Origin of the sequence: Clostridium mucosae, assembly GCF_024622765.1 — a bacterium.
Classification (GTDB): Bacteria; Bacillota; Clostridia; order Clostridiales; family Clostridiaceae; genus Clostridium.
In genome coordinates this window covers 44,677-58,427 of the sequence record NZ_JANKAF010000009.1, presented here as the reverse complement: position 1 = coordinate 58,427, position 13,751 = coordinate 44,677, and the positions used below count along the sequence as shown (strand labels likewise).

Below are 13,751 nucleotides of genomic sequence, written 5' to 3'. Positions count from 1 at the left end.
TCATAAGGAAGTAGGTGTTAAATATGAATCAAGATATAGGCTGGAAACAAAGATTTTCAAATTTTAAAAAGGCAGCAGCTCAATTAAGCGAATTTATAGAAAAAGGTGACCTTTAATAAATTTGAAGTACAAGGATTAATTCAATGTTTTGAATATACTTTTGAATTAGCATGGAAAACAATGAAGGATTATCTAGAGTTTGAAGGATATGAAGTCAAAAGTCCACGATCAACAATTCAAATAGCTTTTCAAACACAGTTAATTATAGAAGGACATATATGGATTGATGCATTAGAAAAAAGAAATTTAATGGCACATACTTATGATGAAGAAGTTGCTAAGCAAGCAGAAGAATTAATAAAATCAGAATATTATCCTATAATAAAAGAATTATTAGAAAAGTTAGAGGAATAATTATGGAGTTTTGATTAAAAGAATTTGATTTAAATTATATAAGAGAAAAGCTTAGTAAATTTAATGAAATTGAAAAAACAATTATTTTTGGCTCTAGGGCTAAGGAAAATTACAAGCCAGGATCAGATATAGATTTAGCTATTATAGGAGAAAATATTAATTTTGATACTGTTTCAAGATTACATTCCTTATTAGAAGATCAAGGTCCATTACCATATTTATTTGATATAGTAGATTATACACATTAAAATGATGATGAGTTAAAAGCACATATTGATAGATCAGGCAAAGTTATTTATATAAAGAATAGTTAATTTAAATTAATTCTATAAATATGTTTTTATTTTTAAAAGCACCTTGAGAAGTCAAGGTGCTTTTTTTATCTTAGGATATTAGCAGAAGATATTTATCTTTTGGTGATACTACTTTCTTTAAAAATCCTTTAAGTATTTTTCACCTTAATTTTTTCATTCTTTTATTTTTTCATTCTTTCACCATTTTGCTTCGCAAAATATTACAGATTATATATTGACTAAACATAGATAATAATCTATATTTAAATATGTTGTATATAGATAATCATCTATATAATTTATAAACTATATATAGACAACTATCTATGTAAGGAGGGTGTTATGATTAAAAACTATGAGAAGAATATAAAGATATTTAAAGCACTAGGTGAAATAAATAGAGTAAAAATAGTAGATATGCTATCTACAGGAGAAAAATGTGCTTGTATAATATTAGAAAGTTTTCATTTTACCCAACCAACATTATCACATCATATGAAAGTATTGATGGATTGTGGGATAGTAAAATGCAGAAAAGAAGGTACATGGATGTATTATAGTTTGGATATAGAATCATGTGATGAAGTTATGAGATTTTTAAATAGTATTTTGACTGATAATCAAAAATGTATATGCAGTTCAAAGTGTATAGATAAAATTAAGAACTTTGAAAATGGAGAGAGTTATGAAAAAAGTTGATTTAACTAAGGGTAATGTGTTAAAGGTATTAATTACTTTAGCAATACCTATAATAGGAAGTTCTCTATTACAATTTACTTATAACTTAATAGATATGTTATGGGTAGGGGGACTTGGTAGTGATGCAGTAGCAAGTATAGGATCCTCTAGCTTTTTTATTGGACTTGGATATTCAATTAATGCTTTTGTTGTAATAGGGACAGGAATAAAAGTTGCACATTCTATAGGAAAAAAAGATAATAAAGCAGTAGAAGAGTATATATCTAATGGAGTAATATTAAATGGAATTGTTAGTTTAATATATTGTTTAGTATTGATCTTTTTTGGAAAGAACTTTATACAGTTTTTAAATTTAGGTAATACTATAGTTGAGAAAGAAGCGTATATTTATTTAGCTATAAGTTCACCAATGCTTTTCTTTTCCTTCTTTAATACTTTATTTATCAGAATTTTTAATAGTTTTGGTGTTAACAAAAGTGCTCTTAATATAAGTGCAATTGGAGTAGTTATAAATATGATCCTAGATCCTTTATTTATATACGGAGCAAAGTTAGGTGTTACAGGTGCTGCACTTGGAACTTTAATAGCAAATGGTATAATGTTTTTATTATTTATAGTGAAGGCAAGGAGTTTATTTAGTATTAATTTAAAAAATGGATTAGATTATAGTAAGATTAAAGAAATAACTGTTTTAGGACTTCCTATGTCTTTTCAAAGAGTATTATTTACTTTAGTAAATATAATTTTAGCTAGAATAATAGGGGGATTTGGTTCAGATGCAATAGCAGCTCAAAAAATAGGTCTACAAATAGAATCTATAGTTTATATGGTTGTAGGTGGATTAAATGGAGCTATTGCTGGTTTTGTTGGCCAAAATTATGGAGCTAAAAGGTATGATAGAATAAATGAAGGTTATAATACAGCAGTAGGAATAGGAATTATTTATGCTTTATTTGTAAGTGTAATATTTATATTTGTTCCGGAAGTATTAGTAAAGATATTTATTAGAGAAAATAATGCTATCGTAATTGCAAGTGATTATTTAAGAATAATAGGATTTTCACAAATATTTGCAAGCATAGAAATGATATCTAACGGTGTATTTACAGGGCTTGGAGTGCCTAAAATACCAGCGCTTATAAGTATAATTTTTACTATACTTAGAATTCCACTAGCATTAGTTCTTACAAGATATATAGGAGTAAGTGGAATCTGGTGGGGAATATCGATATCAAGTATTTTAAAAGGGACTACAGCTTATTCGATTTATAAATTTAAGATATGGAAGGAGTATCAAGATGTTAGATGTGATTAAATCACTTGAATATAAAAATAAATTATTAAGAGGAAATTTTGGAATTGAGCGTGAAACATTAAGAGTAAATGAAAATGGTGAGTTAGCTTTAACTAAACATCCAGAAGTGTTTGAATGTAAGATAAGCCATCCGTATATAACTACTGATTTTTCTGAAAGTCAAATTGAACTTATAACACCAACTTTAAATACTTTAGAAGAGGTTCATAGTTTTTTAAATTCTCTTTATGATATTACAGCATTAGAGCTTAAGGATGAATATCTTTGGCCACAATCTATGCCATGTGATATTCCAGAGGATGATTTAATTCCTGTTGCAGATTATGGTAAGTGTGATACTGGCAGGGGAGCAAGTGATTATAGAAAAAAACTTTTGAAAAAGTATGGTGGAAAAAAACAATTAATATCTGGAATACATTATAATTTTTCTTTTAATGAAGAATTAATAAAAGATTTATATAGAGTTCTTGGAAAAGAAGAAAGTTACAGAGACTTTAGAGATAATATATATTTAAAAGTAGTTAGAAATTATTTAAGATACAGATGGTTACTTATATATCTTTTAGGTGGAACTACTATTATGCATAAGACTTTTGGTGATAAATGTGTAGTAGATTTAAATAAGATATCAAATGATAGTTTTACTAATGATGGAGCCATATCTTATAGAAATAGTGAATGCGGATATAAGAATCCTATAGATTTACATCCAGAATATACTTCGGTTAAGGATTACGTTTCAAGCGTATATAGATTTATAGATGATAAACTTATAGATAGTCATAAAGAGTTATATACACAAATAAGACTAAAAGCAATAGATAACACTAGATTTTTAGATTCATTATTAGATGATGGAATAAATTATCTTGAAATAAGAAGCATAGATATAAATCCATTTAATAAAGCTGGTATATCACTAGATGATTTGAACTTTATAAATATATTTACTATATACTTACTTATTAAAGAAGAAAGTGATTATAAGAATTGGCAAGAAGAAGCTCAAAATAATCAAAATATAATTTCTATGTATGGACAAATGGATGTAACTTTATATAAAGATGGGAAAACTATATCTAAAAATGATTGGGCTATGCAAATATTAAATGAAATTAAAGATATGAATGATGAGCTATGTTTAGGAAAAGAAGAAATAATAAATAATATGATGGAAAAGATATTAAATCCTAAATTAACTTATGCTTATAGAATTTCTGAAATGGTAAAAGAAGAAGGATTTATAGAAAGTCATTTAAAACTAGCTAAAACATATCGTGAAGATGCTTATAAAAATAGATTTAAGTTAGAAGGATTTGAAGATTTAGAGCTTTCAACTCAAATATTAATGAAGGAAGCTATGAAAAGAGGAATAAAGGTTGACGTAATAGATAGAAGTGAAAACTTTATTTCATTAAAGAAAGGCGACCATATTGAATATGTAAAGCAAGCAACTAAAACTTCTAAAGACAGCTATATAACAGTTTTAATGATGGAAAATAAAGTTGTTACAAAGGAAATTTTAAATAAAAATAATATAAAAGTTCCGAGTGGGTTTGAGTTCTTTTCCTTAGAAGAGGCTTTTGAAAATATTAATAAATTTATTGATAAACCTATAGTAGTAAAGCCGAAGTCAACTAACTTTGGAATTGGTATATCAATATTTAAAGATGGAGCTAAGGAAGATGATCTTAAAGAGGCTTTTGAAATTGCTTTTACAAATGACAATACAGTTTTAGTAGAAGAGTTTATTAAAGGAAAAGAGTATAGATTTTTAGTAATAGGAGATAAAGTGCCTGGAATCCTTCATAGAGTGCCAGCAAATGTTATTGGAAATGGCATTAGTACAATTAAAGAACTTGTTGAAGAAAAAAATAAAAGTTCCTTAAGAGGAAAGGGCTATAAAACTCCATTAGAAAAAATAAATTTAGATGATCATGCCAAGTTATTTTTAAAACAAGAAGGTAAGGACTTTGATTATATTCCTAATGAATATGAAATTGTCTATCTAAGAGAAAACTCTAATATTAGTACAGGTGGAGATAGTATAGATTATACAGATTTAATACCTAAAAAGTTTAAAGATATAGCTGTAGAATCAGCAAAGTCAGTTGGTGCTAATATCTGTGGTGTTGATATGATGATAGAAGATTATAATGATGAAAATTCAAGTTATGCAATAATTGAACTTAACTTTAATCCTGCTATTCATATACATTCATATCCTTATAAAGGAGAAGAAAGAGAAATTGCAAAGGAAATACTAGAGATTCTTGAATTATTAAATAAATAGATATTAATAAAAGGAACTTTTCTTAACTTAATTGTTATAGAGAAGTTCTTTTATTTATTTTATTATAAGGTATGAAGGTATAAAATATTTTTAATATCACTAGGTTCTATATTAATATTAAGCCTTTATTAAAATTTTATATAAATTTATAAAATACAAATCTATGTTTATAATAAATTAATTAATATTTTATTATGTAAATGTTATAATATTATTAAAATATTATATGAGGTGAAATATTAACATGCTAAAGTATGAGCAAATAGCATTAGATTTACAAGATAAGATATTAAGTGGTAAGTATAAAGAAAATGAACAATTGCCTTTAGAAAAAGAAATGTGTGAATATTACAATGTAAGTAGAATAACTGTAAAGAAGGCTGTAGATAAACTTGTTATGAGTGGATTGGTTATTAAAAGAAGAGGTGAAGGAACATTTGTAAAAAGTGTTGATAATGAAAATGTAAACGAAATAAGTAAATCAAGGCAATTTGCAGGATTTACTAATACATCTTTATGTAAAAAAGTTACTTCTAAAGTACTTGAGTTTAAAGTTGTAAATCCATCAGAAGAAATAGCAAAAAAGTTAAAAGTAAATCAATCTGATTTCGTATACTACATTTGTCGTGTAAGATATGCAGATAATGAACCTTATGTTATTGAATATACATATATGCCAATAGATATAATAATTGGACTTAAAATAGGAATTTTAGAAAAGTCTATATATGAATACATAGAAAAAGAACTTAAGTTAAAAATAAAGAGTGCCCATAGAACTATAAGGGCTTTATTGCCAACAGAACTTGAACAAAAATATTTAGAAGCAAGTAAATATACACCATTATTAGAAGTTGAACAAATTGCATTTCTAGATAACGGACAACCTTTTGAATATTCAAAATCACGTCATAGAAATGATAAATTTGAATTTAAAAGTATAAGCGTTAGATAGAAAGTAAATAAAATAGTTGAATTTAAAGTGTAATCGTAGTTTTCAGATTGCACTTTTTTTGATTTTAAACCTTATCAAGAAAAAAAGTATAAAAATATTTTCGTAAAAAGATATACTTTTGCTTTACAAAAGATATATCTTTATGTATAATAAGTATTGTAATAGATTTCATAAAGTAATTATAAATTTTAGGGAGATGAGATTGTATGTCAAAATTTAATGAATTTATTGAGAAGTACATGTTACCTTTTGCAGGCAAACTTAGTACAAGCCGTATCTTGACAGTTTTACGTGATGCATTTATGCTAAGTTTTCCTCTAACAATAGTAGGGTCATTTGCAGTTGTTTTAGTAAATTTACCTTACTTAGATAAATTAATTGGTGAAGAGGGAAAAACTGCACTAGGTAATATACTAAATATATTACCATCAGCAACTATGAGTATAGCTACATTATTTGTAGTATTAGGTATAGGGTATTATTTGGCTAAGAGTTATGATGTTGATGCCATATTCCCAGCAGCTATATCTGTAGCAGCATTCCTTGTATTGACACCACTTATGGTTACAACTGAAGCTGGCGAAATAGTAAACGATGTAATTCCAATAGCAAGATTAGGAGCTAAGGGAATGTTTGTTGGAATACTAACAGCCTTTCTTGCAACAAGAGTTTATGTTTGGATACTTAATAAAAATTGGACAATAAAGATGCCAGATGGTGTTCCACCAACAGTAGCAAAATCATTTGCAGCTTTAATACCTTCATTTATTGTATTAGGATTATTTTTAGTAATAAGAATGATATTTACAGCTACACCATGGGGAAATATTCATGACTTTATATATGAAATAATACAAATGCCATTAATGTCATTAGGTAGTGGATTATTTGCAACTATAATTGCTATATTTGCAATACAAATTTTATGGTTCTTTGGATTACATGGACAAATTATAGTTAATTCAGTTTTAGATCCAATTTGGAATACTTTATCATTACAAAATTATGAAGCTTTTATAGCTCATAAAGATGTACCTAATATAATAACTAAGCAATTTATGGAAACTTATACAGTTGGTATAGGTGGTACTGGTATGACTTTAGCTGTTATAATTGGAATATTTATAATAGCTAGAAGTAAACAATTAAGACAGGTTGCTAAAATAGCAGCACCAGCAGGTATATTTAATGTTAACGAACCAGTTATATTTGGATTACCAATAGTTATGAATCCAGCAATACTTATTCCTTGGATATTAGCACCAATGGCAGCAGTAGTTATAGCATATTTAGCAATGAGAATAGGATTAGTTCCTATGACTACAGGGGTATCTGTTCCTTGGACAGTTCCAATATTCTTTAGTGGTATGTTAGCTACAAACTCAATTCGTGGTGGTATTTTACAATTAGTTGAATTAGCAGTAGTATTATTAATATGGGTACCATTTATAAGAGTTTTAGATATACAAGCACTTAAAGCAGAAAAAGAAGCTAAAAATTCAGAAAATAAAAAATCTAATCGTTTTAAGAAAAAAGCAGAAACAGTAGAAGCAGCAGAAAATTAGTAGAAAATTAGTAGAAAATAAAATAGAATTAAATTGATATAGTAATTAAAGTATAATTGGAGGGATATATATGGAAAATATATTATTAGTTTGTTCAGCAGGAATGTCAACAAGTTTATTAGTTACAAAGATGAAAAAAGCAGCAGAGGAAAATGATGTACAATGCAATATATGGGCAGTATCACAAAGTGAAGCTGAATCTAATTGGGAAAAAGCTGATGTTATTTTATTAGGACCTCAAGTACGCTTTATAGAATCAAAAATTAAAACAATGGTTAAAGATAAAATACCAGTAGCAGTAATTGATGTTGTTACTTATGGTAGAGTTGATGGATTGGCTGTATTAGAACAAGCATATGATGTTATAGATGCCTTTCAAAAATAAATATTTGAGATAATTAAAAAACAATTAGCAAATATAGATTAATTTCTTAATTGCTAATTGTTTTTTTATAAATTTTTATAAAAAAATAAGGTATAATAAATCTATTAAATATTTTTTATTATACCTTATTTACTATATATTATTTTGAATATTTTTTATGAGTTAAAATCAATTCTTCAACAACTAATTTTAATGTTTCTGTAGTCATCAATTGATCTTCGGCATGCATTAAAATTAATGAAAATTGTAGGTTTTCACCATCAGCTTCTTTTTGTATTAATCCAAAATGGCTATGGTGACCGTTAGTTAAGAACTTAGATGCTTCTTTAACTTTTTCATCTGCTGCATCGAAATTTTCTTCTCTAGCTAGCATTAAAGCTTCCATTAATAAAGATCTTGCCTCACCTACATTACTAATTAATTCAAATGCTATTGCTTCCATATTAGTTTCATTATTAAGTTCCATGAAAAATCCCCTCCATTAATAAGTATATACTTATTATACAGAAAGGTATTATATATTTCAATATTAATCGAGCAATAAAAGATATAATTGTTTATATTAAAAGTATAGACAAATAATTTAATAATATATATAATGGTGTTGTGAAATAATTTAGATTTGAAGAGATAATATAGGCGATTAAGATATTTATAGGAGGAATAATCATGACAATAAAATATAATTTTCCTGAAAACTTCTGGTGGGGATCTGCAACATCAGGGCCACAATCTGAAGGGGAGTTCAATAAACCTCACAAGAGTGTATTCGATTACTGGTATGAAGTTGAACCAGAAGCTTTCTTTGATAAAGTAGGGCCATCAGTAACATCAAATTTTTATAATAGTTATAAAGAAGATTTAGCTATGCTTAAAGAAATCGGCTTAAATAGTTTTAGAACTTCTATTCAATGGACTAGACTTATAAAAGATTTAGAAACTGGTGAACCTGATGAGGATGCAGTAAGATTTTATAATGATGTAATTGATGAAACTATAAAGAATGGGATGATTCCAGTAATGAATCTTCATCACTTTGATATACCTGTAGAGTTATACAATAAATATGGTGGTTGGGAATCAAAGCATGTAGTTGATTTATTTGTTAAATTTGCAGAAACAGCATTTAAACTATTTTCAGATAGAGTAAAACATTGGACAACCTTTAACGAACCAATAGTTGTAGTTGAAGGGGAATATTTATATCAATTCCATTATCCTAAATTAGTAGATGGAAAAAAAGCAATGCAAGTTTTATATAATCTAAACTTAGCTTCTGCTAAAGCTATTAAAAAATATAGAGAACTAGGATGCAATAAAGATGGAGGGAAAATTGGAATCATACTAAATTTAACTCCTGCATATCCAAGAAGTAATAGTGAAGAGGATTTAAGAGCGGCTAAAATTGCAGATAGCGTATTTAACAATTCATTTTTAAATCCTGCAGTAAAAGGAGAATTCCCAGAAATTTTAGTTGATATATTAACTAAAGATAATGTATTATGGGAGTCCACTAAAGAAGAATTAAAAATAATAAAAGAAAATACAATAGATTTTCTAGGTGTAAATTACTATCAACCAAGGAGAGTAATGGCTAAAGAGTCAGAGTTCGATGAAAGTAATGGATGGATGCCAGATAAATATTTTGATAACTATGATATGCCAAATAAGAGAATGAATCCATATAGAGGATGGGAAATATATCCTAAGGCTATGTATGATATAGCAATGAATATAAGAGATAACTATAACAATATTCCATGGTATATATCTGAAAATGGTATGGGTGTTGAAGGAGAAGAAATATATATAAATGAAAATGGAATTGTTGAAGATGACTATAGAATAGATTTCTTTAAGGAACATTTAGAATATCTTCATAAGGGGATAGAAGAAGGTTCAAATTGTTTTGGATTCCATTCATGGACACCTATAGATTGTTGGTCTTGGAGTAATGCATATAAGAATAGATATGGATATATTGCTTTAGACTTAAAGACATTACAAAAATCAATAAAGAAGTCAGGAAGATGGATTAAGGAAGTATCTGAAAATAATGGCTTTTAATTTATAAGAGGAATACCGTTTAGGTATTCCTTTTCTAATTCTAATATATTCAGAATTAAATTTATAAAGATAAATTAGTTTTAAGCTATAAATTTATTTACAATAAGAGCTTTATAAGTTAATTACTCTTTATAGATAAATTAAAGAATAATATTAAATAGATTTGTGATAATATCAGAAATAGAAAGTATGTATAATTATTATATAAATATGGAAATACCATAAGAAAATATAGTAAAATAAATTGATAAAGAATATAGTTTACTTTGTATCGTTAAGATTTAAATGATAGATTTTAGCGCTATAAAAAGTGAGGAGTGTGATAATGATGAAATATAGTATTAATAAGGAATACGTATTAAGTACTGCTAAAAGAATATTGGAGTTTGATAGTCCAACAGGATTTTGTTTCGATATAATTAAGATTATTGAAGAAATTTCTAATAGCTTTGGATATAAGTTTGAAATAACAAATAAGGGATGTGGAATAATAACAATTCCAGGAAAAAGTAATGATAAGGTTATAGGACTTGCAGATCATGTAGATACATTAGGGGCAATGGTTAGATCTATTACTAATAATGGAACACTAAAGTTCACTTTACTTGGAGGTCCAATTCCACCAACTTTAGATAGTGAATATTGTAAGATAAGAACTAGGGATGGAAGAATATATACAGGAACATTTTTAAGTACAAGCCCAGCAGCTCATGTTTATCCAGATAGTAAGGAAAAAAAGCGTGATCCAGAAAATATGGAAGTAAGAATTGATGAAAAAGTACTTTCAAAGAAAGATGTTGAAGATATTGGAATATGTCCTGGAGATTTTATTTTTATAGATCATAAGACAACAATAACTGAAAGTGGTTTTATAAAATCAAGATTTATAGATGATAAGGGGAGTGTAGCTGCATTGATGGGATTATTAGAAATCTTTAATAGAGAAAAAATAACTCCTAAGTACACAACAAAGTTATTTATTTCTATATATGAGGAAGTTGGACATGGAGCTTCATATATTCCAAATGATATAACTGAAATGATAGCAGTAGATATGGGGTGTATTGGAGATGATTTAAGTTGTACAGAGTATGATGTATCAATTTGTGCTAAGGACTCTGGTGGACCTTATGATTATAATATGGTTACATCTCTTATAGAATTAGCTAAAGCAAATAATATAAAGTATGCAGTAGATATTTATCCAATGTATGGATCTGATGTAGGAGCTGCATTAAGAGGTGGAAATGATATAAGAGGTGCACTTATAGGACCTGGAGTTCATGCATCACATGGAATGGAAAGAACACACTATGAAGGGTTAGAAAATACAATAAAGTTACTGTTAGCATATCTAATGAACTAAATGAAATAAAAGTATAATTAAGTAAAAATTAAGAAAAACAATATTTAATTTTAAGAAAGATGGGGTAAAATAAAAGTCATCAACATATATAGCTTGGAGTGAAGATGAAATGGACAATATTCAAATAGTAATAGAATATTTTGCAAGATATGGCTTAATATTTTTATTTATAATTATATTTTTAGAATACTTAAACTTTCCTGGATTAGGAGCTGCTATAATAATGCCAGCTATAGGAATTGCTGTAGCAAAGTCAGGAATTAACTTTTTTGTAGCATTAGGAATATCTGTTTTAGCAGGGGCATTAGCAAGTTATGTTTTATTCGGAATATCTTATTGGTTTGGTAAGCCAATATTAACTAAGGTATACAATAAGTTTCCTAAGTCGCGTAAATCTATTGATAAGGTATGCTTATACATAGAAAATTATGGGGATAAAGGAGTTTTAATAACTAGATTAATTCCAGTAGGAAGAACTTTAATACCTTTTGTTGCTGGAATGTTCAGAATGAATATAATAAGGTTTTCTATTTATTCAACTATTGGTATAGCAATATGGAATGCAGTATTTATATATGTAGGATATGCATTTGGAAGTTGGTTTATTTAAAAAAATAAAAAAGGTAACTGTAAAAAGAACATTTAACATAAGGGTGAATATATTATATTATAACTTAGCTTAAGGAGTGAAGAGTATGGTTTCAAGTGAACTAGATATAAATACTTCGAAAAATGAGCTAGAAGAAAATTCAAAAGATAAAGTAGAAGTAAAAAGTTGTAATGATAATATATGTTTTATAGTTAATCCATCTGATCCGTTTACAATTCCAAAATTTATAGATAAATTGCCAATTATGGAAGTGGCAAAACCTATATATGATGATAACAATGATTCTAAAGATAATGAAAAAAGATATCATATTAGTATGGAAGAAGCAGAGCATTATTTTTCATCATATTTTCCACCAACCAAGATTTGGGGATATAATGGATTATATCCTGGTCCAACAATAGAAGCATTTAAAAATATTCCAACTTATGTATTATGGGATAACAAATTGCCTGATAAACATTTTTTACCTTATGATAAAACCTTGCATGGAACTGTAGATGATCCAGAATCAAAAACAGTAGTTCATTTGCATGGAGCAAAGGTAGAAAGTAGTAGTGATGGACATCCAGAAGCTTGGTTCACTAATGGATTTAAAATTACAGGATCGGAGTTTATTAGAAAAACTTATAAATATACAAATTATCAATCAGGTACTACATTATGGTACCATGATCATGCTATGGGTCAAACAAGATTAAATGTATATGCAGGTCTTGCAGGTATGTATATTCTTAGAGATTTATTAGAGGAAAGATTAAATTTGCCTAAGGGTAAATATGAAATTCCTCTTTTAGTACAAGATAAATCATTTACTGAAGAAGGAGAATTATTTTATCCGGCAGATCCACCATTTCCAGTTAGTGTATCTCCATCAATAGTACCTGGATTCTTTGGGGATACAATATTAGTTAATGGTAAAGTATGGCCGTATTTAGATGTTGAGCCTCGTAAGTATAGATTTAGAATAGTAAATGCTTCAAATAGACGTCAATATATTATGAGACTTTCTAATGATGAGGAATTTATTCAAATAGGTACTGATGGAGGATTATTAGAAGAACCTGTCAACCTAACATCATTTAAGTTAATGCCATCTGAAAGAATTGATATAATAATAGATTTTTCACAACATGTTGGAGAAAGAATTATATTAATGAATGATGATGCTGATTCAGATATATCAGGTACTAATATGATTATGAGATTTAATGTTGTAGAGCCATTACAAGTCGAGGATACAAGTGTTGTTCCTAGTACCCTTAGAGCAGTGCATCCATTAAATAAGGATTTAGTAAGAAGAAAAAGAAAAGTATCTTTTGGAGCTATGACTGATAGTTATGGTAGACCAATGCTTATGATTGATAATATGACTTGGAGTGATCCTGTTACTGAGAAACCTGAACTAGATAGTATTGAAATATGGAATTTAATTAATCCAATGGCTTTGCCACATCCAATTCACATTCATTTAGTACAGTTTAAGATTCTTTGGAGAAGACCTTTTGATGTAGATGCTTATAATAATACAGGTGAAGTAATTTATACTGGACCAAAAGAAGAGCCTCATGATTATGAAAGAGGCTTTAAAGATACAGTTGATTCAGAGGCTAGAAAAGTAACTAGAATCATAATGCAATTTAAAGGCTATGCAGGCAATTATGTATGGCATTGTCATTTCCTAGAACATGAGGATCATGAAATGATGAGACCTTTAAAAGTTGTAGAATGCGATTGTGTAAAATAATATAATAATGTTATCTAAAATAATTAAGCAGTAGATAGGTAT

At 27.6% G+C, this 13,751-nt stretch carries 13 protein-coding genes; 12 read left to right on the top strand and 1 reads right to left on the bottom strand.

The window, feature by feature from the left end; genetic code table 11:
* Window positions 1-105 precede the first annotated feature (105 nt).
* The 8 genes from NSA50_RS11225 (at window position 106) to NSA50_RS11190 (ending at window position 7,919) form a co-directional block, all read left to right on the top strand.
* Window positions 106-414 (top strand): nucleotidyltransferase substrate binding protein, encoded by a 309-nt coding sequence (locus NSA50_RS11225; protein ID WP_257445173.1) that lies wholly within the window; start codon window positions 106-108, stop codon window positions 412-414.
* 38 nt (window positions 415-452) lie between these two features.
* Window positions 453-662: a nucleotidyltransferase domain-containing protein gene (locus tag NSA50_RS11220; protein WP_257445294.1), complete on the top strand. Its 210-nt coding sequence runs from the start codon at window positions 453-455 to the stop codon at window positions 660-662.
* A 387-nt stretch (window positions 663-1,049) separates the two neighbouring features.
* Window positions 1,050-1,406: an ArsR/SmtB family transcription factor gene (locus NSA50_RS11215; protein ID WP_257445171.1), complete on the top strand. Its 357-nt coding sequence runs from the start codon at window positions 1,050-1,052 to the stop codon at window positions 1,404-1,406.
* Window positions 1,393-2,721: an MATE family efflux transporter gene (locus NSA50_RS11210; protein ID WP_257445169.1), complete on the top strand. Its 1,329-nt coding sequence runs from the start codon at window positions 1,393-1,395 to the stop codon at window positions 2,719-2,721. Before NSA50_RS11215 ends, NSA50_RS11210 begins: the two co-directional genes overlap by 14 nt.
* Entirely contained in the window at window positions 2,705-5,014 is a 2,310-nt protein-coding gene (gene gshAB, locus NSA50_RS11205) for a bifunctional glutamate--cysteine ligase GshA/glutathione synthetase GshB (RefSeq protein ID WP_257445167.1), read from the top strand. The genes NSA50_RS11210 and gshAB overlap by 17 nt, the downstream gene beginning before the upstream one ends.
* Window positions 5,015-5,258: 244 nt before the next feature.
* Window positions 5,259-5,969, top strand: a complete 711-nt coding sequence (locus tag NSA50_RS11200) for a GntR family transcriptional regulator (RefSeq protein ID WP_257445165.1) — start codon at window positions 5,259-5,261, stop codon at window positions 5,967-5,969.
* Window positions 5,970-6,175: 206 nt separating this feature from the next.
* The gene (celB, locus tag NSA50_RS11195) at window positions 6,176-7,534 is read left to right on the top strand and encodes a PTS cellobiose transporter subunit IIC (RefSeq protein WP_195262489.1); all 1,359 of its coding nucleotides are present in this window, start codon (window positions 6,176-6,178) and stop codon (window positions 7,532-7,534) included.
* Window positions 7,535-7,604: 70 nt separating this feature from the next.
* Window positions 7,605-7,919: a PTS sugar transporter subunit IIB gene (locus NSA50_RS11190; protein WP_257445161.1), complete on the top strand. Its 315-nt coding sequence runs from the start codon at window positions 7,605-7,607 to the stop codon at window positions 7,917-7,919.
* A 139-nt stretch (window positions 7,920-8,058) separates the two neighbouring features.
* Here NSA50_RS11190 and NSA50_RS11185 read toward each other — a convergent pair whose 3' ends face one another.
* Window positions 8,059-8,385, bottom strand: coding sequence for a PTS lactose/cellobiose transporter subunit IIA (locus NSA50_RS11185; RefSeq protein WP_243241901.1), 327 nt, complete (start codon window positions 8,383-8,385; stop codon window positions 8,059-8,061).
* A gap of 203 nt (window positions 8,386-8,588) precedes the next feature.
* Between NSA50_RS11185 and NSA50_RS11180 the strand changes: the two genes are divergently transcribed.
* From NSA50_RS11180 to NSA50_RS11165, 4 genes are all read left to right on the top strand, one after another.
* Window positions 8,589-9,986: a glycoside hydrolase family 1 protein gene (locus tag NSA50_RS11180; RefSeq protein ID WP_257445159.1), complete on the top strand. Its 1,398-nt coding sequence runs from the start codon at window positions 8,589-8,591 to the stop codon at window positions 9,984-9,986.
* A gap of 328 nt (window positions 9,987-10,314) precedes the next feature.
* The gene (locus NSA50_RS11175; RefSeq protein ID WP_257445291.1) at window positions 10,315-11,352 is read left to right on the top strand and encodes a M42 family metallopeptidase; all 1,038 of its coding nucleotides are present in this window, start codon (window positions 10,315-10,317) and stop codon (window positions 11,350-11,352) included.
* Between the two features lie 109 nt (window positions 11,353-11,461).
* Window positions 11,462-11,962: a DedA family protein gene (locus NSA50_RS11170; protein ID WP_257445157.1), complete on the top strand. Its 501-nt coding sequence runs from the start codon at window positions 11,462-11,464 to the stop codon at window positions 11,960-11,962.
* Between the two features lie 85 nt (window positions 11,963-12,047).
* The gene (locus NSA50_RS11165; protein WP_257445155.1) at window positions 12,048-13,709 is read left to right on the top strand and encodes a multicopper oxidase family protein; all 1,662 of its coding nucleotides are present in this window, start codon (window positions 12,048-12,050) and stop codon (window positions 13,707-13,709) included.
* Window positions 13,710-13,751: the final 42 nt, after the last annotated feature.

Excerpts from the sequence above, each read along its gene's own strand:
- NSA50_RS11175 (WP_257445291.1), top strand. The coding sequence starts at position 10,315 with ATGAAATATAGTATTAATAAGGAATACGTATTAAGTACTGCTAAAAGA.
- NSA50_RS11165 (WP_257445155.1), top strand. The coding sequence starts at position 12,048 with ATGGTTTCAAGTGAACTAGATATAAATACTTCGAAAAATGAGCTAGAA.
- celB (WP_195262489.1), top strand. The coding sequence starts at position 6,176 with ATGTCAAAATTTAATGAATTTATTGAGAAGTACATGTTACCTTTTGCA.
- NSA50_RS11180 (WP_257445159.1), top strand. The coding sequence starts at position 8,589 with ATGACAATAAAATATAATTTTCCTGAAAACTTCTGGTGGGGATCTGCA.
- NSA50_RS11200 (WP_257445165.1), top strand. The coding sequence starts at position 5,259 with ATGCTAAAGTATGAGCAAATAGCATTAGATTTACAAGATAAGATATTA.
- gshAB (WP_257445167.1), top strand. The coding sequence starts at position 2,705 with ATGTTAGATGTGATTAAATCACTTGAATATAAAAATAAATTATTAAGA.
- NSA50_RS11210 (WP_257445169.1), top strand. The coding sequence starts at position 1,393 with ATGAAAAAAGTTGATTTAACTAAGGGTAATGTGTTAAAGGTATTAATT.
- NSA50_RS11170 (WP_257445157.1), top strand. The coding sequence starts at position 11,462 with ATGGACAATATTCAAATAGTAATAGAATATTTTGCAAGATATGGCTTA.
- NSA50_RS11185 (WP_243241901.1), bottom strand. The coding sequence starts at position 8,385 with ATGGAACTTAATAATGAAACTAATATGGAAGCAATAGCATTTGAATTA.
- NSA50_RS11215 (WP_257445171.1), top strand. The coding sequence starts at position 1,050 with ATGATTAAAAACTATGAGAAGAATATAAAGATATTTAAAGCACTAGGT.
- NSA50_RS11190 (WP_257445161.1), top strand. The coding sequence starts at position 7,605 with ATGGAAAATATATTATTAGTTTGTTCAGCAGGAATGTCAACAAGTTTA.